Raw genomic sequence first — 20,356 nt, forward strand, 5'->3', positions numbered from 1 at the left:
ATCCGAATCAGTCGTTTGCGTGCAGGGCAGCGTTCAGTTCGACGCCCGTGCCCTTCCACGGCACCACCTCGACGGCGCCGGAGACGGAATTGCGGCGGAACAGGATGTTGGACCGGCCACTGAGATCGGCCGCCTTGACGACGGTGCCGTCCGGGCCGGTGACCTTGGTGCCCGCGGTGATGTACAGACCGGCCTCGACGACGCAGTCGTTGCCGAGCGAGATGCCCAGGCCGGCGTTGGCGCCGAGCAGGCAACGCTCGCCGACGGCGATGACCTGCTTGCCGCCACCTGACAGGGTGCCCATGATCGACGCGCCGCCACCGACGTCGGAGCCGTCACCGACGACGACACCCGCCGAGATGCGGCCCTCGACCATCGAGCTGCCGAGCGTGCCGGCGTTGAAGTTCACGAAGCCCTCGTGCATGACGGTGGTGCCGCTCGCGAGGTGGGCGCCGAGGCGGACCCGGTCGGCGTCGGCGATGCGCACGCCCGACGGGACGACGTAGTCGACCATCCGGGGGAACTTGTCCACGCCGAAGACGGTGACCGCGCCGCGGATGCGCAGGCGGGAGCGGACCAGCTCGAAACCGTCGACCGCGCAGGGGCCGAAGTTGGTCCACACGACGTTGGCCAGCAGGCCGAAGAGGCCGTCGAGGTTCACGCCGTGCGGCTGCACCAGACGGTGCGACAGCAGATGCAGACGCAGGTAGGCGTCGTGCGCGTCGACCGGCGGGGCCGACAGGTCGGTGATCGTGGTGCGGACCACGACCTGCTTGACCTCACGGGCCTCGTCGTGACCGGCCAGCAGCGCGAGGTCCGACGGAATGTCGGTGCCCTCGAGCGCGACGGTTCCGTTGTCCTCGTACTCGCCCAGTTCGGGGGCGGGGTACCAGGTGTCGAGGACCGTGCCCGACTCGGTCACGTTGGCGACGCCTACTGCAGATGCTCCCTGTGCACTCACGGGTGCACAGGTTACGCGAGTCGGCGGCAGGCTTCCTGCCCGGTGAGTCCGATTGTGATCATGCGCGCGTTCCGACCGGTCGGGGGCGCGGAGGTGGCAGCGCCTAACCTGGAGACGTGAGTCTCCTCGATCTGCATGCCGACCCCATCGATCTCACCGCGGCGCTCGTGGACATTCCGAGCGTGTCGCACGACGAACGCGCAATCGCCGACGCGGTCGAGGAGGCGCTGCGGGAGCAGACCACGGGCTTCGAGGTGATCCGCAACGGCGACGCCGTGCTGGCCCGCACCGACCGGGGCCTGCCCAGTCGGGTGATGCTGGCCGGCCACCTCGACACCGTGCCGATCGCCGACAACGTCCCGAGCCGGCGCACGGTGGACGAGCGCGGCGATCTGCTGCACGGTTGCGGCACCGTCGACATGAAGTCCGGTGACGCGGTGTTCCTGCACCTCGCGGCGACCGTCGCCGACCTGGCGCACGACCTCACGCTGGTGTTCTACGACTGCGAGGAGATCGCCGCACAGTACAACGGTCTCGGCCGGATCGAACGCGAGTTGCCGGACTGGCTGCGCGCCGACGTCGCGATCCTCGGCGAGCCCACCGGCGGACTCATCGAAGCGGGCTGCCAGGGCACCCTCCGGGTGCGGCTGAGCACGTCGGGCGTGCGGGCGCATTCGGCCCGATCCTGGCTGGGCGACAACGCCATTCACAAGTTCGCCCCCGTGCTCGAGCGGCTGTCGGCGTACGAGGCCCGGTCCGTGGACATCGACGGGTGTGTCTACCGCGAGGGCCTGTCCGCGGTGCGGATCTCGGGTGGGGTGGCCGGCAACGTCGTGCCGGACGCCGCGGAAATGGACGTCAACTTCCGGTTCGCGCCCGACCGCAGTGTCGATCAGGCGATCGACCACGTGCGCGAGGTGTTCGACGCGTCGGCGCTGGCCGGCCTGGAACTCGGGTTCGAGGTGACCGACAGTTCGCCCGGCGCGCTGCCGGGACTCGCCAACCCCGCCGCGGCCGCACTGATCGCCGCCGCGGGCGGGCAGTTCCGCGCCAAGTACGGCTGGACCGACGTCTCCCGGTTCTCGGCGCTGGGGATCCCGGCGGTCAACTACGGCCCGGGCGACCCGAACCTCGCGCACAAGCGGGACGAGCACGTGCCGGTCCAGCAGATCACCGACGTGGCGCATGTGCTGCGTGGATACCTGAGTGCGTGAACGCCTAGCCTGGGCCGCATGGCACCTGACAGGAAGACCGGCGCCGCCCGACCCGACAGTTCGACGGTGAAACACCGCGGTCCGGTCATGCTGCGGCGCGATCGCAAGGCCGAGTCGACGAACGCCGACCGCAGACTGCTCGATCAGCGTGGACCGACCGACTGGGTGCACACCGACCCGTGGCGGGTCCTGCGGATCCAGAGCGAGTTCATCGAGGGCTTCGGGGCGCTCGCGGAGGTGCCTCGTGCGGTCACGATGTTCGGCTCGGCCCGCACACCCGAGGATTCCGCCGAGTACGCGACGGCGCACGACCTCGCTGCCTCACTGGTGGACGCCGGCTTCGCGGTCATCACCGGCGGCGGCCCGGGGGTGATGGAGGCAGCCAACCGCGGGGCCAGCGAGAACGGGGGCTACTCGATCGGGCTCGGCATCGAGCTCCCCTTCGAGCAGCGCCTGAACGACTGGGTCGACCTGGGCATCAACTTCCGGTACTTCTTCGCGCGCAAGACGATGTTCGTCAAGTACTCGCAGGCGTTCATCTGTCTGCCGGGCGGGTTCGGGACGCTGGACGAGCTGTTCGAGGCGCTCACCCTGGTCCAGACGCGCAAGATCACGAGATTCCCGATCGTCCTGGTCGGGACGGAGTTCTGGTCCGGGCTGATGGACTGGCTGCGCAGTGCCCTCGAACGGTCCGGCAAGATCTCGCCCGGCGACATCGACCTCATCCACGTCACCGACAGCATCGACGAGGTGGTCCGCATCGTCGTGGAGTCGCAGCAGGGCGTGGACGAGGCCGCACTTCTGGGAGACGAGGACGAATGGTGAACGAGGACAGGACTGCCGGGAAGTTCGCCGTGTGCGTGTACTGCGCGTCCGGGCCCGTCGACGAGAAGTTCCTGCGGCTGGCGTCCGAGGTGGGCGCGGCGATCGGGCGCCGCGGGTGGCAGCTGGTCTCCGGCGGCGGCAACGTGTCGATGATGGGCGCTGTCGCCACTGCGGCGCGTGAGGCCGGCGCGTGGACCGTCGGCGTGATCCCGAAGGCGCTCGTGCACAAGGAGGTTGCGGACGTCGACGCCGACGAGCTGATCGTCACGGACACGATGCGTGAGCGCAAGAAGATCATGGAGGACCGGGCGGACGCCTTCGTCACGTTGCCCGGCGGTATCGGCACGCTCGAGGAACTGTTCGAGACGTGGACCGCCGGATACCTCGGGATGCACGAGAAGCCGGTGGTGATGCTCGACCCCGTCGATCACTTCCGGGGCCTGCTCGAGTGGCTCGAAAGCCTGAAGCCGCAAGGGTTCGTGGCGCAACGTGCGCTGGACGGTCTGATCGTGACGGGAGACGTCGAGACGGCACTGGACGCGTGCGCGGGGTGAAAGCGGTGCCGCTCCAGGGGTTCCGGGGACGGGTCACAAAGGTTACTGTGAAGTAAGAAACGACCCGTCCCCTCCCGACAAGGATGCCGATGAGTTCAGACGCCGCCGCTTCGACGATCGGTCTGGTGCAGTTGGCGCTGCAACTGCCACGCATGGCGACGGAGATTCCGAGCCTGGCTCGCGGCGCACTCGGCCTCACCCGCAAGCCGGATGCGCGCGAATCCATCGGCCGTGTCTTCCAGGACCTGGCGCGACGCCAGCCGGATCGGCCGTTCATCCGGTTCGACGGGGCCTCGATCAGCTATCGGCAGGCGAACGAGCGGGTGAACCGCTACGCCGACGTGCTCGTCCAGCAGGGCGTCGAGCGCGGCGACGTGGTCGGGATCCTGATGAAGAACCGTCCCGAGACGTTGCTGCTCACCCTCGCGGCCGTCAAACTCGGTGCCGTCGCCGGCATGCTGAACCACAATCAGCGGGGCGAGGTCCTCGCACACAGCCTGTCGTTGCTCGACAGTCGGGTCCTCGTCGTGGGGGAGGAGTGCGACGAGGCGATCTCGTCGCTGTCGGGGGCGCCGCACGGGGACACGGTGCTGTCCGCGGGCAAGCTGGACGAGCTCGCCGAAAGTGCCGACCCGTCGAATCCTGCTGTGTGCGAGCAGATCCAGGCCAAGGAGCGCGCGTTTTACATCTTCACGTCCGGCACGACGGGGATGCCCAAGGCCAGTCTGATGAGCCATTTCCGGTGGCTCAAGAGCATGTCCGGGCTCGGGGCGATGGGAGTCCGGCTGCGCCGCAACGACACCCTGTACTGCGCGCTTCCGCTCTATCACAACAACGCCCTCACGGTCTCGCTCTCGTCGGTCCTGTCGTCGGGTGCCACGTTCGCCATCGCCCGTGCCTTCTCCGCGTCGCGATTCTGGGACGACGCGAAGCTCAACGGTGCCACCGCGTTCGTCTACATCGGCGAGGTGTGCCGCTACCTGCTCAACCAACCCGAGCGACCGTCGGACCGCGACAACGGGATTCGGCTCATGGTGGGTAACGGGCTCCGGCCGGAGATCTGGACCGAGTTCACCGAGCGCTTCGGGATCGACCGCGTCGCCGAGTTCTACGGCGCCAGCGAATGCAACATCGCGTTCGTCAACGCGCTCGGCGTCGAGCGCACCGCCGGCGTCTGCCCTCTGCCGCACGCGGTGGTCGAGTACGACCAGGACACCGGGCGGGCACGACGTGCGCAGGACGGGCGGCTGCGCCGCGTCCGCGTCGGCGAGGTGGGCCTGCTGCTGTCCAAGGTCACCGACCGGGCGCCCTTCGACGGCTACACCGACCCCGAGGCCACCGAAAGCAAGCTCGTCCGAGACGCTTTCAAGGACGGCGACTGCTGGTTCGACACCGGTGACCTCGTCCGCGACCAGGGTTTCATGCACGTCGCCTTCGTCGACCGGCTGGGCGACACCTTCCGCTGGAAGGGGGAGAACGTCGCGACGACCGAGGTCGAGGGCGCGATGTCGGCGCACCCGGCGATCGAGCAGTCGGTGGTGTACGGCGTCGCGGTCCCGGGCGCGGACGGCAAGGCCGGCATGGCCGCGGTGACGCTCCGGGACGGACACGAACTCGACGGTGCCCGGCTGGCCGCGCACCTGTTCGACCGGCTGCCGTCGTATGCGGTCCCCCTCTTCGTGCGCGTCGTCGACTCCCTCGAGACGACCTCGACGTTCAAGAGCCGCAAGGTGGAACTGCGGGAGGAGGCGTACTCGTCGGATGTCGAGCGGCTCTACGTGCTGGCGGGTCGTAGGGACGGATACCGGCCCGCGTACGACGGGTACGTGCGTGAGGTGGCCGACGGGACCGCTCCCGGGGCGTAGTGAGACGTCGGTCATGCGAACATGGGGGCATGGCACCGCGCCCCGCCTCCGACAACGATTCGGTGACCTCGGCCCCCTGGGCACCCGGTCACGTCCTGCCCACGTTGTGCGGCAGGCCGGTCGCGACCGATCGTGCCCTCGTCATGGCGATCGTCAACCGCACCCCCGACTCGTTCTACGACCGCGGCGCGACCTTCTCCGACGAAGCGGCGATGGCAGCCGTCGACCGCGCGGTGGACGAGGGGGCGGACCTCGTCGACATCGGAGGGGTGAAGGCCGGACCGGGCACGCTGGTGGACGCCGCCGAGGAGACCCGTCGGGTGGTCCCGTTCGTCGAGGCGATCCGCGCGCGCTATCCGGACGTCATCATCAGTGTCGACACGTGGCGCAGCGAGGTCGCGCGCCTTGCGTGCGCCGAGGGCGCCGACCTCATCAACGACACGTGGGCGGGCGCGGACCCGGGTCTGGTGGAGGTCGCCGCGGAACTGGGCGCCGGCATAGTCTGCTCGCACACCGGGGGCGCGGTCCCGCGTACGCGGCCGCATCGCGTGCGGTACGCCGATGTGGTCGCCGACGTCGTCGACGAGGTGGTGCGAGCGGCAGAGCACGCCACCGCGCTGGGGGTGAAATCCGACTCGATCCTCGTCGACCCGACTCACGATTTCGGGAAGAACACCTTCCACGGACTCGAATTGTTGCGCCGCGTGGAAGATCTCGTTAACACCGGATGGCCTGTCCTGATGGCCCTGAGCAACAAGGATTTCGTCGGGGAGACTCTAGGAGTGGAACTGGCGGACAGGTTGGAGGGCACTCTGGCGGCCACCGCTCTCGCGGCGGCCGGCGGCGCCCGCGTGTTCCGCGTCCACGAGGTTGCCTCGACCCGTCGGGTGGTCGACATGGTCGCCGCGATCATGGGAACACGGCAGCCCGTCCGCACCGTACGGGGGTTGGCATGAGCATCACCGAGGCGTCACGCACGTGGACGGACGCGAACAGCTGGGATCACCCGGAGTGGAGCATCGCCGAGCTCGAGCGCGCCAAGGCCGGACGGACCGTGTCCGTGGTTCTGCCCGCGCTCGACGAGGAGAAGACCGTCGCCGGAGTCGTCGACACCATCCACCCGCTGTTGGGAGGCCTGGTCGACGAACTGATCGTGCTCGACTCCGGCTCGAGCGACGCCACGGCCGAGCGGGCCGCGGCCGCCGGTGCGACGGTGATCAGCCGGGAGGACGCCGTGCCGGGCCTGCCTCCGGTCGCGGGCAAGGGGGAGGTGCTGTGGCGGTCGATTGCCGCGAGCACCGGAGACCTGATCGCCTTCGTCGACTCCGACCTCGTGGAACCGGACCCCGCGTTCGTCCCGAAGTTGCTGGGTCCGCTGCTCACGGTCGACGGCATCCACCTGGTCAAGGGCTATTACCGCCGGCCGCTGCGAGTCAGCGGCACCGAGGACGCCAACGGCGGTGGACGCGTCACCGAACTGGTCGCCCGACCCATGCTGGCGGCGCTGCGCCCCGAACTCACGTGCGTTCTGCAGCCTCTGGGCGGTGAGTACGCCGGTACTCGCGAGCTGCTGTCGTCGGTACCGTTCGCGCCCGGCTACGGGGTCGAGATCGGACTGCTGCTCGACACCTACGACCGCCTCGGCCTCGGCGCCATCGGCCAGGTCAACCTGGGGGTGCGCAAGCACCGCAACCGGCCGCTGTCCGAACTCGGGGTGATGAGCCGGCAGATCATCGGCACGATGCTGCGGCGCTGCGGCGTCGACGACACGGGTGCCGGACTGACCCAGTTCCTGGTGGACGGCGACTCGTTCGTGCCGGCGTACACGGACGTTTCGCTGGCCGATCGGCCGCCGATGAGCACGGTCCGGCCGTGACCGCTCACTCCTGACGGCCGGTGTCGGGGGTTCGTGACAGGATCGGGGCATGCTGACGGTCCTGATCTACCTGTTGGTCATGGTGCTCGTCGGTGGCCTGCTCTTCCTCGGCGCGAGCGCCGTGTTCGGTCGTTCCGAGGAATTGCCGCCGCTGCCGCCGGGGACCACCGCGACGGTGCTGCCTGCGGAGGACGTCACCGCGGCGGACGTGAAGGCGTTGCGGTTCCAGCAGACGTTGCGCGGCTACAAGGCGAGCGAGGTCGACTGGGCGCTGGACCGCCTGGGTCGGGAAATCGACTCGCTGCGAGCACAATTGGCGGCCCGTGACGCGGGTGCCGGTGCCGCCGGCCAAGCGGGGGACCCGGAGGTGCCACGATGACGCTCGACGAGCGGTCGCGCTGCCCGTGGGCGGTCGACTCCGCAGGCTCCCGGCTCTACACCGACTACCACGACCTCGAGTGGGGGCAGCCGCTGCACGGCCGCGACGAGCTGTTCGAGCGCCTGTGCCTGGAGGCGTTCCAGTCGGGACTGTCGTGGATCACGATCCTGCGCAAGCGCGAAGCGTTCCGGAAGGCCTTCGACGGGTTCGACCCCGAAAGAGTGGCCGTCTACCGCGAGGCAGACGTCGAACGTCTGCTGGGCGATGCCGGGATCGTCCGCAACCGCGCGAAGATCGAGGCCGTCATCGGGAACGCGCGCGCCGTCCTCGACCTGTCCGGCACGGACCTCGACACGCTGCTGTGGTCGTTCGCACCGCCGCGGCGCGCCAGGCGCCTGGACCGAGTCGAGGACGTTCCGGCCGTCACCCCCGAGTCCACGGCGATGGCGAAGGAGCTGAAGCGTCGCGGCTTCCGTTTCGTGGGCCCTACCACTGCGTATGCGCTCATGCAGGCCACCGGGATGGTGGACGATCACCTCGCGTCGTGCTGGGTCGAACCGGGCTCGTGAGGGCGCCGGATTCGAGGGGTTTTGTGCCTCAGCTACCCGGCAACCCACTCGATAGGGAAGAATGGACCAGGAGCCTCGCTAATTGCTGGCGGGGCAAACGGTAACCCGAGGCGCTAGCGGAGTCCGGCGCAGATTTGGAGGGAGCAGAGGATGGCGGCCATGAAGCCCCGGACCGGGGACGGTCCCCTCGAGGCAACCAAAGAGGGACGAGGAATCGTCATGAGGGTTCCACTCGAGGGCGGTGGACGTCTGGTCGTCGAACTGACCCCGGAAGAGGCTGCGGCGCTGGGGGACGAACTCAAGGGTGTCACCAGCTGATCGGTGCATCCCTCCGCGGTGTCTCGGCCGGGTCGGCTCACGATTGTCAGTGAGACAACCCGGCCGATGCCTGTGTGGCGATCGTCGCGCGGTGGCTCGAACGACGGATCTGGCGGAAAGGGCACGGCGGTACCGGTGCTGGCGGATGTGAGTGCGCTCCTCGCGTGCCCTCAGTGTGGTGACGGGCTCGACCCGGTGGATCGGACCCTGGTCTGCCCGCGTGGCCACAGCTTCGACGTGGCCCGGCAGGGCTACGTCACGCTGCTGACCGGCGCCCCCAGCAAGTTCACCGGCGACAGCCCCGAGATGGTTGCGGACCGCTGCGAATTCCTCGACGCCGGTCACTTCGACCCGCTGATGGCGGCGGTGGCCGACGCTGTCGTGCAGTCCACCCCGGACGACGTCGAACCGCGGATTCTGGAAGTGGGCGCGGGAACCGGTCACTATCTCGCCCGCGTGCTCGATGCGGCGCCGACCGCTCGAGGTATCGGACTGGACGTCTCCAAACCGGCGGCGCGCCGGCTGGCGCGATCGCACCCGCGGGCCGCGGCGGTCGTCGCCGACGTGTGGCGGCAACTGCCGGTGCTGGACGGGGTCCTCACCCACGTGCTGTCGATCTTCGCGCCGCGCAACGCTGCCGAGATCGACCGCGTCCTCGGCGACGGCGGAGTCCTCGTCGTGCTCACCCCCACCGACCGCCACCTGCGCGAACTGGTCGACCTGCTCGGCATGGTGCGCGTCGACGACCGCAAGGTCGAGCGCCTCGGCGAGACGCTGGCGGGACGTTTCGAGCGGGTCCACCGCACGCCCGTCGAGGTCACCATGCCGCTGTCGCATCGCGACGTCGACCACCTCGTCGGAATGGGGCCCTCCGCTCGCCATCTGCCCCCCGAGCGGCGCGCCGGGGCGATCGCCGCTCTGCCCGAACAGTTCCCGGTGACCGCGTCGGTCGTGGTCTCGAGCTATCGGCGAGCGAGTACGTCCCGGTAGACCTCCAGCGTCTGCTGCGCCACCCGGGCCCACGAGAACTCGGCCGTTGCACGGGCGCGTCCCGCACGGCCCATTCGTGCTGCCGCGCCGGCATCGGCGGCCACCGCGTTGACCGCGTCGGCGAGCGCGTGTTCGAAGGCCTCCACCTCGTACGAGTTGTAGTGCACGAGGCGTCCGGTGACACCGTCCTGCACCACCTCCGGGATTCCGCCGACGTCCGAGGCGACCACCGCCGTGGCGCACGCCATCGCCTCCAGGTTCACGATCCCCAGCGGCTCGTAGACCGACGGGCACACGAAAACCGTCGCGGCGGAAAGTATTTCGCGTACCTGGGCGGTGGGTAGCATGTCGCGGATCCAGAACACTCCGTCTCGCGCCGCGGCGAGGCGGGCGACCTCCCGCTCCGTCTCCTCCGCCAGTTCCGCCGTGTCGGGCGCGCCCGCGCACAGCACCAACTGGATCGAGGGATCGAACCGGTGCGCGGCGGCGACGAGGTGGGCAAGTCCCTTCTGTCGTGTGATGCGTCCGACGAAGACCGCGATCGGCCGCTCGAGCGAGATGCCGTGCGCGGCGAGTACCGAGGTGGCGCCGGCGTCTGCCGGGCCGGGGTACCAGACGTCCGTGTCGATCCCGTTGTGCACCACGTGCACTCGGGCGGGATCGATCGCCGGGTAGGTGTCGAGCACGTCGGCCCGCATTCCGGCGCTGACCGCGATGATCGCGTCGGCGTGTTCCATCGCGTTGCGTTCGGACCACGACGAGATCCGGTATCCGCCACCCAGCTGCTCGGCCTTCCAGGGCCGACGCGGCTCGAGCGAGTGCGCCGTGACGACGTGCGGGATGTCGTAGAGAGCGCCCGCGAGGTGCCCGGCGAGACCGGTGTACCAGGTGTGCGAGTGTGCGACGTCGGCGCCACCCGCGCCGTTCGCCATCCGCAGCTCCGCCGACAGTGTGCGCAGGGCGGGATTGGCGGCGGACAGGTCCGCGTCCGGGTCGTGGACGACGGCGCCGTCGCGCGGCCTGCCCATGCAGTGGACGTCCACCTCGCACAGCGCGCGCAGGTGGCAGACCAGCTCGGTCACGTGGACACCCGCGCCGCCGTAGATCTCCGGGGGATATTCCTTCGTCATCATCGCGACCCGCACCGGCTAAACGTAACCGCCGGAACCCGTTTCCGGCCAGCGGCGCCGGGCGTTTGCCTGCAACGCTGGCGGCGGCCGGTGGACGCCGGATAGGTTGACTGGTGTGAGGAGTCAGCCACATGTGCTCGGGATCGTGCTCGCCGGTGGCGAGGGTAAACGCCTGTACCCGCTCACCGCTGACCGCGCCAAGCCCGCCGTCCCTTTCGGCGGCGCGTACCGGCTCATCGATTTCGTGCTGAGCAACCTCGTGAACGCCGGTTACCTGCGGATCTGCGTGCTCACCCAGTACAAGTCGCACTCCCTGGACCGGCACATCTCCCAGACCTGGCGGTTATCCGGGTTCGCCGGCGAGTACATCACCCCGGTCCCGGCGCAGCAGCGGCTCGGGCCACGGTGGTACACGGGCAGTGCCGATGCGATCTTCCAGTCGCTCAACCTCGTGTACGACGAGGACCCCGAGTACATCGTCGTCTTCGGTGCCGACCACGTGTACCGGATGGACCCCGAGCAGATGGTCCAGCATCACATCGACTCCGGCGCCGGCGTCACCGTCGCCGGCATCCGGGTGCCCCGCAGCGAGGCGTACGCCTTCGGCTGCATCGACAGCGACGAATCCGGCCGGATCACTCAGTTCCTGGAGAAGCCGGCGCATCCGCCCGGGACCCCCGACGATCCCAACGTCACCTTCGCGTCGATGGGTAACTACGTGTTCACCACGAAGGTTCTCGTCGACGCCATCCGGGCCGACTCCGAGAACTCGGACTCCGACCACGACATGGGCGGGGACATCATTCCCGCGCTCGTCGACGCCGGGGTCGCCTCGGTGTACGACTTCAAGAACAACGTGGTGCCGGGTGCCACGGACCGGGACCGCGGGTACTGGCGCGATGTGGGGACGATCGACGCGTTCTACGACGCGCACATGGACCTGGTGTCGGTGCACCCGGTGTTCAACCTCTACAACCGGCGCTGGCCCATCCGCGGTGGCGCCGAGAACCTCGCGCCGGCCAAGTTCGTCAAGGGCGGTCTGGCACAGGAATCGGTGGTCGGTGCCGGATCCATCCTGTCCGCGGCGACGGTTCGCAATTCGGTACTGAGCTCCAACGTGATGGTCGAGGACGGCGCCACCGTCGAGGGCAGCGTCCTGATGCCGGGCGTGCGCGTCGGCAAGGGCGCCGTGGTGCGTCGCGCCATCCTCGACAAGAACGTCGTCGTGGGTGAGGGCGAGATCATCGGCGTCGACCTCGAACGTGACCGTCAGCGTTTCGCGGTCAGCAACGGCGGCGTCGTCACGATCGGCAAGGGCGTCTGGATCTAGCGATCAGAGCCGGGCGGCGCACAGCAGGCCGTCGCCGATGGGGAACAGCACGCGGGTGAGGCGCTCGTCGTCCGCGATCGCGCGCGCGGCCTCGCGCACCGCGACCGTCGCCGCGTCGCGCTGGCCGGGATCGGCGACCCGACCGCCGAGCAGCGCGTTGTGGAGCACGATGACGCCGCCCGGGCGCAGCAGACGCACACCCTCGCGGACGAAGTGCGGGTGATCCGCCGGGGCGTTGTCCACGAACACCAGGTCGTACGCGGAATCGGCGAGCCGCGGCAGCACGTCGAGGGCGCGGCCGTTGATCAGCCGGGTGCGGGACGGGGCCACGCCTGCGACCCGGAACGTCTGCTTGGCGGCGCGCTGGTGCTCGGGCTCGCTGTCGATGGTGGTGAGCACGCCGTCCTCGCGCATGCCCCGCAGCAGCCACAGACCACTCACTCCTGCGCCCGTCCCGACCTCGACGACCGTCTTCGCGTCGAGCATCTTGGTGAAGAGCGCGAGGGCCGCCCCCACGGGCGGGGGCACGGGCGCTGCGCCGAGTTCCACGGCGCGATCGCGCGCGGTGGCGAGCATCTCGTCCTCGAGGATGGTGTCCTCGGTGTGAGTGAGAATTCGTTCGGCGTTGGTGAGCACGCAATAGAGGCTAGCCGGGCCGTTCCTGCGCGGTGCCGAGGCTCGCTCGCGTCCGCGCCCGGCAAGATTCTCAGGCGCCGCTCAGGTTGCTCATATTCGCCACATATCGAGGTGCGAGAGGGTGATCTCATCGCCGGACGACTAGACCGCACGGCGTGAAGATCGCGCAACCGCGGATCGTCGGGAACAATTTCTCGTTCTCGGGAGTTGAACCGGCAGAATTCCGTGTCTCGTGATCAGCGGTCCTGAGTAGGAGGATCCACCCATCCACATGATCAATGCCGAACGCATCGACACCGACACCGCCGACCGTACGCTCGCGGCGGGCACAGATTCAGGTGTGTCCGCGCTCGGCATCGACGCGGACGTGACCGAACCGACGGGCACCGCCGCGTTCGACGCAACGGGAGACAAGTCCGCGATGCCGTCGTGGGACGAGCTCGTTCGCGAGCACGGCGACCGGGTCTACCGGCTGGCCTACCGGCTCTCCGGCAACGCACAGGACGCCGAGGATCTCACCCAGGACACCTTCATCCGCGTGTTCCGATCGCTGCAGAACTATCAGCCCGGCACGTTCGAGGGCTGGCTGCACCGCATCACCACCAACCTCTTCCTGGACATGGTCCGCCGCCGCAACCGCATCCGCATGGAGGCGCTGCCGGAGGACTACGACCGCGTCCCCTCCGACTCGCCCAACCCCGAGCAGATCTACCACGACGCCCGGCTGGCCCCCGACCTGCAGTCCGCGCTGGACTCGCTCGCGCCGGAGTTCCGCGCCGCCGTGGTCCTGTGTGACATCGAGGGCCTGTCGTACGAGGAGATCGGTGCGACACTGGGCGTCAAGCTGGGTACTGTTCGCAGCAGGATCCATCGTGGACGACAGGCGCTGCGTGAGCACCTCGCCGCGAATGGAAAGGTTGATGCCGACCAGATCGGTGTCGGGTAGGCAATGCAGGAGGGTTTGATGACGCAGGCGCGCAGACCTCGTCAGTTCGGCTCTACCGAGCACCTTGCGAGCGAAGCGATCGCGTCGTACGTGGACGGCGAGCTGCGGATGAACGCCTATCTGCGCGCGTCGCAGCACTTGGCGCTGTGTCCGGACTGCGCGGCCGAGGTGGAGGCGCAGCAGCAGGCCCGCATCGCGTTGCGCCGCGCCGCCTCCGAGGTGTCGATGCCGAGTTCCCTTCTCGGCCTCCTCAGCCAGATTCCCCGGTGTCATCCGGCCGAGCCCGATCCCGCGCCCCGGCAGGACTCCGTGCCCGGGATCATCTCCTTCGAACGCGACAGCGACATCGCCCGGCGTTGGCCCTTCCGCCGTCGGCGCTGACGTGCCGCGACCCGCGCGGTCGCCCGAATCGGCGATACTGGCATCCGTGATCGACGCACACGAGGGGGATACACGCGCGTGACGGCTGACTCGAGGACGCCCGGAGCGGCGGACGCCGGATCGGATCGACCCGAGGGGCCGCGTCTGGCCCCGCGCCCGGTGTACCGCCCCGAGGTGGATCCGGCCGCCACGCACGCCTTCGGTCGTCCCGCGGACGTCACCGGCTCGTTCGTCCGCGCCGCCGATCCACGGGCCGGTGGACCGTCCCCGATCCGAGTCGGACGACCCGACCCGGTGCTGGCCGAGGCTTTCGGCCGCCCCGACGGCGAGTCCGACTCGATCCAGCGCGCACCCGAACCCGTGGTCGAGATCCCGGCCGCCGACGACACTCCCGCCGATCCGTGGCGCGATCCCGATGCACCCGTGCGCCTCGGCGCGCCCGCCGAGGCGGGCGACGGTCCGGCCCGGATGCCCGACGCACCCAAACTGGGTGTGCGGGACGTCCTGCTCGGCGGCCACGTCGAGGGCAAGGCGCTGGCCGGGCTGGCGGCGCTCGCGCTCGCGATCGGGCTCGTCGGTGGGCTCATCGGAATCGCGGCGACGTCGGATCGGGACAGCCTCACCAGTCGCAGCGTGACGCTGTCGCAGTCGGGCGACGACGGCGAGGAACCGGTGGGACAGATCGCGGCGGTCGCCGACGCGGTCCTGCCGTCGGTCGTCTCCATCCAGGTCGCCCAGGGCGAGCAGTCGGGCACCGGCTCGGGCGTCGTCGTCGACGGCGCCGGATACATCGTCACCAACAACCACGTCATCTCGATGGCCGCCACCGCCCCGGAGGGCGCGACGATCCGGGTGACGTTCTCCGACGGAACCAAGGTGCCGGCGCAGATCGTCGGCCGCGACATCAAGACCGACCTCGCGGTCCTCAAGACCGACGCGCGCAACCTCACGGTTGCCGATCTCGGCAAGTCCTCGGAGGTGCAGGTCGGCCAGGACGTCGTGGCCGTCGGGTCACCGCTCGGGCTGAACAAAACCGTGACCCGGGGAATCGTCAGCGCCCTCAACCGGCCCGTCCGGCTCAACGGTGCGGGCACCGACACCGATGCGGTGATCGACGCCGTGCAGACGGACGCCGCCATCAACCCCGGCAATTCGGGTGGCCCGCTGATCGACATGGACGGCCGGGTCATCGGCATCAACTCGGCGATCCGTTCGGAGAGCGGTGGGTCGGTGGGTCTCGGCTTCGCGATTCCGATCGACGACGTCACGGCGGTCGCGCAGGAGTTGATCCGCAACGGAGTCGTCCACCACCCCGAGATCGGCGTCAATGCGCGGACCGTCATCAACGACGCGACCAGCGGCGCCGAGGTGGCGAACGTGCAGGCGGACAGCCCCGCGCAGAAGGCCGGCATCGTCGAGGGCGACGTGATCGTCAAGGTCGGGGATCGGTCGGTGTCCAGCGCCGACGAACTGATCGTCGCGGTGCACGACCAAGAGGTCGGCAAGCCGGTGACCGTGCAGTTGTTCCGGTCCGGACGGTCCGTCGACGTGGAAGTGACCCCGACATCGGACTGACGGAACGCGTCGCGTATGTGAAATTTACGTATCGCACGAGCGGGTCCGCGTGCGGACACGTACTCTGAACCCGTGTTTGGCAACATCGGCTGGGGCGAGTTCATGGTGCTCCTCATCGCAGCGCTCGTCATCCTCGGTCCCGAGCGGCTACCCGGCGCCGTCAGCTGGGTCACCAAATCGATCCGGCAGGTCCGCGACTACGCCAGCGGTGCCAGCCAACAGCTCAAGGACGAACTGGGCCCGGAGTTCGACGATCTCCGCAAGCCGCTCGCCGACCTCAACGAACTGCGCGGCATGACCCCGCGCGCCGTCATCACCAAGCATCTGCTGGACGGCGACGACTCGGTGCTCAAGGGAACCTTCGACGGCAAGCCGTTCGGGAACGGGACCGGCGCCCCGGGGTCCGCGGCCGCCGCACCCGAGTCGAAGCCGCTCGCGGCCGGTGAGAGGCCGCCGGTCGACCCCGACGCCACCTGACCTCCGCCGGGAGAGCAGCGCAAAGAGCCGGATCGCGTACGCGATCCGGCTCTTGTGCTACGAGCGGTCCCGGGTCAGAGGTGGCGGACGGTGTCGATCCCGAGCGACATACCGGCGAGGCCACGCGAACGCACCGACAGCTTGTCCGCGATGTCGCGCAGCGCGGTACCGGCGGGGGAGTCCGGGGCACCGAGGACGATCGGGAGCCCGGCGTCGCCGCCCTCGCGGACCGCCTGCTCGAGCGGGATCTGACCCAGCAGCGGCACCGTGGCGCCCACGGCCTTCGTGAGACGGTCGGCGACAGCCTGGCCGCCGCCCGAGCCGAACACCTCCATCCGGGTGCCGTCCGGCAGCTCCATCCACGACATGTTCTCGACCACACCCGCGATGCGCTGACGCGTCTGCAGCGCGATCGCTCCGGCCCGCTCGGCCACCTCGGCGGCCGCCTGCTGCGGAGTCGTGACGACGAGGATCTCAGCGCCCGGGATGAGCTGGGCCACCGAGATGGCGACGTCGCCGGTGCCGGGCGGCAGGTCGAGCAGCAGCACGTCGAGATCGCCCCAGAACACGTCGGCCAGGAACTGCTGCAGGGCGCGGTGCAGCATCGGTCCGCGCCACACGACCGGGGTGTTGCCCTGCGTGAACTGGGCGATGGAGATCAGCTTCACATCGTGCGACTGCGGCGGCATGATCATCCGCTCCACCTGCGTGGGCTTGGCGTCGGTGCCGAGCATGCGGGGGACGGAGTGACCGTAGATGTCGGCGTCGAGCACACCCACCGACAGCCCCTTGGCCGCCATCGCGGCCGCGAGGTTGACTGTGACGCTGGACTTTCCGACGCCACCCTTGCCGGACGCGACGGCGTACACGCGGGTGAGCGATCCGGGCTGGGCGAACGGGATCACGGGTTCGGTGGAGTCGCCCCGCAGCGAGCGCCGCAGTTCGGTGCGCTGCTCGTCGTTCATCACATCGAGTTCGACGCGGACCGCGCCGGCACCCTCGACGTCCGCGATGGCCTTGGTGACTCGCTCGGTGATCTCGGTGCGCAGGGGGCATCCTGCCGTGGTCAGGTAGATGCCGACGTCGACGCTGCCGTCGTCGCCGATGTCGATGCTCTTGACCATGCCGAGTTCCGTGATGGGTTTACGGATCTCGGGGTCCTGCACCTTCGACAATGCGGTGCGGACGGCGGTCTCGGTCAGGGCTGCCATGCCCCCATGTTAAGCGGCACCCACTATGCGGCGGGCCCCGGCGTCGGCGCGGGTGCCGGCGGTGGGCAGAAGACGAGGCAGGGCAGCTGCGGCAGACCCGGAACGGTCGGCAGTGGCATGGGGGCGGGGACGGTCGCCCCCGGCTGCTCGGCGGGTGGTGCGGCCGGGGTCGTCGTGGGCTCGGTCGGCGACGGAGCCGGCGTCGGCGCGGCCTCGGCCACCGCCTCCGTGTCGGGGGAACGCTCGGGTGGTGCCGGGGCGACCGGAACGGCGGGGGCCGGCGTGCCACCGGTCCGGTAGGCGGCCGACCACGACAGCACGTTCGCCATGTACGTCGACGAGTTGTTGTAGCGGAGCACCGCGCGCGTCAGCTGGGACGGGTCGTTCAGATTCAATCCGCCCGCACACAGGTACCGCGCGGCCGACAGCGTCGCGTCGAAGACGTTGTTCGGGTCGGCGACGCCGTCGCCGTTGCCGTCGGACGCGTAGCGCACCCAGGTACTCGGGATGAACTGCATCGGGCCCACCGCCCGATCGTGCACCGGGTCGCCGTCGAGTGCGCCGCGGTCGGTGTCGGTGATGATCTCGTTGCCGGCCAGGTGGCCGTTGAGGGTGGGACCGAGGATCGGCGTCACCGTGGTGCCCGCGGCGTCGGTCTGGCCGCCGCCGGCGTGTCCGGATTCGATCTTGCCGATTCCCGCCAGGAGGTTCCACTGCAGGCCGCATCCGGGTTGCGCGCCCGCCATCGCCAACTCTGCCGAGCGGTACGCGTTGAGGACGATCTCGGGGATGCCGAGCGGCCCGACGACCACGGGGACCGGCACCGACCGCGGCGCGGCTCCCGCGAGCAGCGCGGTCGGGTCCGGGAGCGTGGGGGCCGGCGCCGGTTTGGCGGTGCGCAGCTGCCGTTCGGGCCGGGGCGCGGCGGGAACGAGTCCGACGGTGGGGACCATCGCGGCCTGCGCCGCCGGCGCCTCGGTCGTGGTCGAAGACGAAGACGAAGACACAGCCGCGGCCGCGGCCGGCGACGCCGGTTCCGGAGACGAGGTGTCGAAAACGCCTCCGATCGATGCCGCTGCGGTCACGACTCCGGCGAGGACGAGGGACGACGTTCCGAGAATTCCACGCACACGCACTCTTCAGACCCCTCCTTGCGGCAAACCCGCATCCACTCGTGTTGCACGACCGAGCGTCGCCGTCCGCTACATCTCGATCGATGTGACACACGTTACATATTGGTGACGGGTCGTGTCGGAGAACGGGCCGAGCGTTCGCCACGGCTTGCCGACGGAGGTCGGGGCACCGGTCCGCTACTTGCGGCTGCGTGGCTTGGGAGTGGTCGGCCTGGGCTCGTCGTCGTCGCGTCCGGATTCCCGCTCACCGAGGTCGGTCAGCATCTGGCGGATGTCGTCGAGCTCGCGGCGCAGGTAGTCGCGGGTCGCGACCTCGCCGACCGCGAGCCGCAGGGCCGCGAGCTCGCGGGCCAGGAACTCGGTGTCGGCCTTCGTCTGGGCGGCGCGTGCCCGGTCCTCCTCGAGTGACACCCGGTCGCGGTTCTCCTGCCGGTTCTGGGCCAGCAGGATCAACGGTGCGGCGTACGCGGCCTGCGTCGAGAACGCCAGGTTGAGGAGGATGAACGGGTACGGATCCCACTGCAACCGGACCGCGAACACGTTGAGGGCCACCCACACGATCACGATCACCGTCTGGATCAGCAGGTAGCGGCCCGTGCCGAGGAAGCGGGCGATGTTCTCGCTCACCCGCCCCACGGCCTCGACGTCGATGTGGAATCGCAGACCCCGGGTACCGCGAGGGGTCTCGAGCCGCTGACGTCCGCTCAGCTCACTCATGGTTGTGGTCCTCCTCGCGCCAGTCGGTGGGCAGGAGGTGGTCGAGGACGTCGTCGACGGTCACCGCGCCGAGCAGGTGGTGCTCGTCGTCGACGACGGGTGCGCACACGAGGTTGTAGGTCGCGAAGAACCGGGTGACGGTCGCGAGCGAGTCCTCCGGATCGAGGCGGGGCAGGTCGTCGTCCAGGACGCCCCCCACCAGGTTGGCGGGCGGTTCTCGGAGCAACCGTTGCAGGTGGACACAGCCCAGATAGCGACCGGTGGGCGTCGCGGTGGGCGGGCGCACCACGAACACCATGCTCGCGAGGGCCGGGGTGAGATCGGCGTTGCGGGCACGGGCGAGGGCCTCGGCGACCGTCGTCGACGGCGTCAGCACCACCGGCTCGGGAGTCATCAGACCGCCGGCCGTGTCGGGGGAGTGTTCGAGTAGCCGCCGGACCGGCTCGGAGTCCTCGGGATCCATCAACTGCAGCAACGACTCGGCGTCGGTCTCGGGCAACTCACCGAGCAGATCGGCGGCGTCGTCGGGGTCCATCGCCTCGAGCACGTCGGCCGCGCGTTCCACCTCGAGGTGCAGCAGCAGGTCGGTCTGGTCGTCCGCCGGCAATTCCTGGACGACGTCCGCCAGTCGTTCGTCGTCGAGCGCGAGAGCCACCTCGTGCCGTCGCTTCTCGGGCAGTTCCCGCATCGCGTGCGCGACGTCGGCGGCGCGCATGCCCTCGAACTGCATCAGCAACTGGGAGACGCCCTGACCCGGCATCGACAGCGCGGTGGGGGTCAATCCGTGAACGTGCTGCCAGTCGACGACGTGGATCGCCGAGCGCCGGCCGAGCCGGCCCCGCTGGGCACGCACCGCCACCCGGGACACCACCCAGTCGCGGGTGCGGGTGAGTTCGATGCCGAGGTCGACGATGACGGCCTCGGTGCCGATGGCCTCGGTGACCTCCGGATCGTCGATGCGGACCCGCGAATCGAGTACCTGGGCGAGCGCGAGGATCTCGGTGGGACGCTGGTCGAACCGGCGCAGACTGACGTTGCCGGTCTTGAGGGTCACCGACGCCGGCTCGATCGCGGTGACGCGGAGCATGGGAACGAAAATGCGCTTGCGCGTGAACATCTCGATGACGAGACCCAGCACTCGCGGCGGCTGTCTGCCTATTCGGATGGTGAGCACGACGTCGCGCACACGACCGATCGACTCGCCGTCGGGTCCGAGAACCACCAGGCCGGCGAGCCTGGCTGCGAATACCTTGTTCACAGCTGCCATGA

General features: G+C 69.5%; 22 protein-coding genes. 15 read left to right on the plus strand and 7 right to left on the minus strand.

Annotation, left to right across the window (positions count from 1 at the left end):
• Positions 1 to 7: 7 nt before the first annotated feature.
• The gene (dapD, locus tag C7H75_RS08060; RefSeq protein WP_041674042.1) at positions 8 to 961 is read right to left on the minus strand and encodes a 2,3,4,5-tetrahydropyridine-2,6-dicarboxylate N-succinyltransferase; all 954 of its coding nucleotides are present in this window, start codon (positions 959 to 961) and stop codon (positions 8 to 10) included.
• Positions 962 to 1,077: 116 nt separating this feature from the next.
• Here dapD and dapE point away from each other — a divergent pair, with 116 nt between their 5' ends.
• From dapE to C7H75_RS08110, 10 genes are all read left to right on the plus strand, one after another.
• On the plus strand, positions 1,078 to 2,175 hold the full coding sequence (gene dapE / locus C7H75_RS08065) for a succinyl-diaminopimelate desuccinylase (protein WP_005514470.1): 1,098 nt from the start codon (positions 1,078 to 1,080) through the stop codon (positions 2,173 to 2,175).
• Between the two features lie 18 nt (positions 2,176 to 2,193).
• Positions 2,194 to 3,000, plus strand: a complete 807-nt coding sequence (locus C7H75_RS08070; RefSeq protein WP_084922570.1) for an LOG family protein — start codon at positions 2,194 to 2,196, stop codon at positions 2,998 to 3,000.
• Positions 2,994 to 3,554 carry a cytokinin riboside 5'-monophosphate phosphoribohydrolase gene (gene log / locus C7H75_RS08075; RefSeq protein WP_005514468.1) on the plus strand — a complete coding sequence of 187 codons (561 nt, stop codon included), beginning with the start codon at positions 2,994 to 2,996 and terminating at the stop codon, positions 3,552 to 3,554. The genes C7H75_RS08070 and log overlap by 7 nt, the downstream gene beginning before the upstream one ends.
• A gap of 83 nt (positions 3,555 to 3,637) precedes the next feature.
• A complete protein-coding gene (locus tag C7H75_RS08080) occupies positions 3,638 to 5,419 on the plus strand; it encodes a long-chain-acyl-CoA synthetase (RefSeq protein WP_106851194.1) in 1,782 nt (593 codons plus the stop codon).
• A 29-nt stretch (positions 5,420 to 5,448) separates the two neighbouring features.
• Complete coding sequence (folP, locus tag C7H75_RS08085; RefSeq protein WP_005514466.1) at positions 5,449 to 6,375, plus strand: dihydropteroate synthase; 927 nt, start codon at positions 5,449 to 5,451, stop codon at positions 6,373 to 6,375.
• On the plus strand, positions 6,372 to 7,295 hold the full coding sequence (locus C7H75_RS08090; RefSeq protein WP_005514465.1) for a glucosyl-3-phosphoglycerate synthase: 924 nt from the start codon (positions 6,372 to 6,374) through the stop codon (positions 7,293 to 7,295). The genes folP and C7H75_RS08090 overlap by 4 nt, the downstream gene beginning before the upstream one ends.
• Positions 7,296 to 7,344: 49 nt before the next feature.
• A complete protein-coding gene (locus C7H75_RS08095) occupies positions 7,345 to 7,674 on the plus strand; it encodes a DivIVA domain-containing protein (protein ID WP_005514464.1) in 330 nt (109 codons plus the stop codon).
• On the plus strand, positions 7,671 to 8,243 hold the full coding sequence (locus C7H75_RS08100; protein WP_005514462.1) for a DNA-3-methyladenine glycosylase I: 573 nt from the start codon (positions 7,671 to 7,673) through the stop codon (positions 8,241 to 8,243). Before C7H75_RS08095 ends, C7H75_RS08100 begins: the two co-directional genes overlap by 4 nt.
• A 150-nt stretch (positions 8,244 to 8,393) precedes the next feature.
• On the plus strand, positions 8,394 to 8,561 hold the full coding sequence (locus C7H75_RS08105) for a DUF3117 domain-containing protein (RefSeq protein WP_003931055.1): 168 nt from the start codon (positions 8,394 to 8,396) through the stop codon (positions 8,559 to 8,561).
• A 135-nt stretch (positions 8,562 to 8,696) separates the two neighbouring features.
• On the plus strand, positions 8,697 to 9,551 hold the full coding sequence (locus tag C7H75_RS08110) for a putative RNA methyltransferase (RefSeq protein ID WP_069856072.1): 855 nt from the start codon (positions 8,697 to 8,699) through the stop codon (positions 9,549 to 9,551).
• Here C7H75_RS08110 and glgA read toward each other — a convergent pair.
• Positions 9,524 to 10,696, minus strand: a complete 1,173-nt coding sequence (gene glgA, locus C7H75_RS08115) for a glycogen synthase (RefSeq protein WP_069856071.1) — start codon at positions 10,694 to 10,696, stop codon at positions 9,524 to 9,526. The genes C7H75_RS08110 and glgA overlap by 28 nt on opposite strands.
• Positions 10,697 to 10,796: 100 nt before the next feature.
• Between glgA and glgC the strand changes: the two genes are divergently transcribed.
• Entirely contained in the window at positions 10,797 to 12,011 is a 1,215-nt protein-coding gene (gene glgC, locus C7H75_RS08120) for a glucose-1-phosphate adenylyltransferase (RefSeq protein WP_022594859.1), read from the plus strand.
• Positions 12,012 to 12,014: 3 nt separating this feature from the next.
• Here glgC and C7H75_RS08125 read toward each other — a convergent pair whose 3' ends face one another.
• A complete protein-coding gene (locus tag C7H75_RS08125) occupies positions 12,015 to 12,647 on the minus strand; it encodes an O-methyltransferase (protein WP_005514457.1) in 633 nt (210 codons plus the stop codon).
• 271 nt (positions 12,648 to 12,918) lie between these two features.
• On the opposite strand from C7H75_RS08125, the gene sigE reads away from it, so the two are divergent.
• The 4 genes from sigE (at position 12,919) to tatB (ending at position 16,026) form a co-directional block, all read left to right on the plus strand.
• Positions 12,919 to 13,593: an RNA polymerase sigma factor SigE gene (sigE, locus tag C7H75_RS08130; RefSeq protein WP_005514455.1), complete on the plus strand. Its 675-nt coding sequence runs from the start codon at positions 12,919 to 12,921 to the stop codon at positions 13,591 to 13,593.
• 18 nt (positions 13,594 to 13,611) lie between these two features.
• Positions 13,612 to 13,974, plus strand: coding sequence for a cupin domain-containing protein (locus tag C7H75_RS08135; protein WP_022594862.1), 363 nt, complete (start codon positions 13,612 to 13,614; stop codon positions 13,972 to 13,974).
• A 78-nt stretch (positions 13,975 to 14,052) separates the two neighbouring features.
• Entirely contained in the window at positions 14,053 to 15,549 is a 1,497-nt protein-coding gene (locus tag C7H75_RS08140; protein ID WP_013415393.1) for a S1C family serine protease, read from the plus strand.
• Between the two features lie 72 nt (positions 15,550 to 15,621).
• Entirely contained in the window at positions 15,622 to 16,026 is a 405-nt protein-coding gene (gene tatB / locus C7H75_RS08145) for a Sec-independent protein translocase protein TatB (RefSeq protein WP_013415394.1), read from the plus strand.
• Positions 16,027 to 16,100: 74 nt separating this feature from the next.
• On the opposite strand, the gene C7H75_RS08150 is transcribed toward tatB, so the two are convergent.
• The 4 genes from C7H75_RS08150 to C7H75_RS08165 all read right to left on the minus strand — a co-directional run bounded on the left by C7H75_RS08150 (position 16,101) and on the right by C7H75_RS08165 (position 20,354).
• Positions 16,101 to 17,237: an Mrp/NBP35 family ATP-binding protein gene (locus C7H75_RS08150; protein WP_013415395.1), complete on the minus strand. Its 1,137-nt coding sequence runs from the start codon at positions 17,235 to 17,237 to the stop codon at positions 16,101 to 16,103.
• A gap of 23 nt (positions 17,238 to 17,260) precedes the next feature.
• The gene (locus C7H75_RS26320; protein ID WP_013415396.1) at positions 17,261 to 18,373 is read right to left on the minus strand and encodes a lytic transglycosylase domain-containing protein; all 1,113 of its coding nucleotides are present in this window, start codon (positions 18,371 to 18,373) and stop codon (positions 17,261 to 17,263) included.
• 174 nt (positions 18,374 to 18,547) lie between these two features.
• Positions 18,548 to 19,087, minus strand: coding sequence for a DUF1003 domain-containing protein (locus tag C7H75_RS08160; protein ID WP_013415397.1), 540 nt, complete (start codon positions 19,085 to 19,087; stop codon positions 18,548 to 18,550).
• Positions 19,080 to 20,354: a magnesium transporter MgtE N-terminal domain-containing protein gene (locus tag C7H75_RS08165; protein WP_005514447.1), complete on the minus strand. Its 1,275-nt coding sequence runs from the start codon at positions 20,352 to 20,354 to the stop codon at positions 19,080 to 19,082. Before C7H75_RS08165 ends, C7H75_RS08160 begins: the two co-directional genes overlap by 8 nt.
• Positions 20,355 to 20,356 lie beyond the last annotated feature (2 nt).

It is taken from the genome of Rhodococcus (subgen. Prescottella) equi (genome assembly GCF_003013675.1).
GTDB classification, from domain to species: domain Bacteria; phylum Actinomycetota; class Actinomycetes; order Mycobacteriales; family Mycobacteriaceae; genus Prescottella; species Prescottella equi.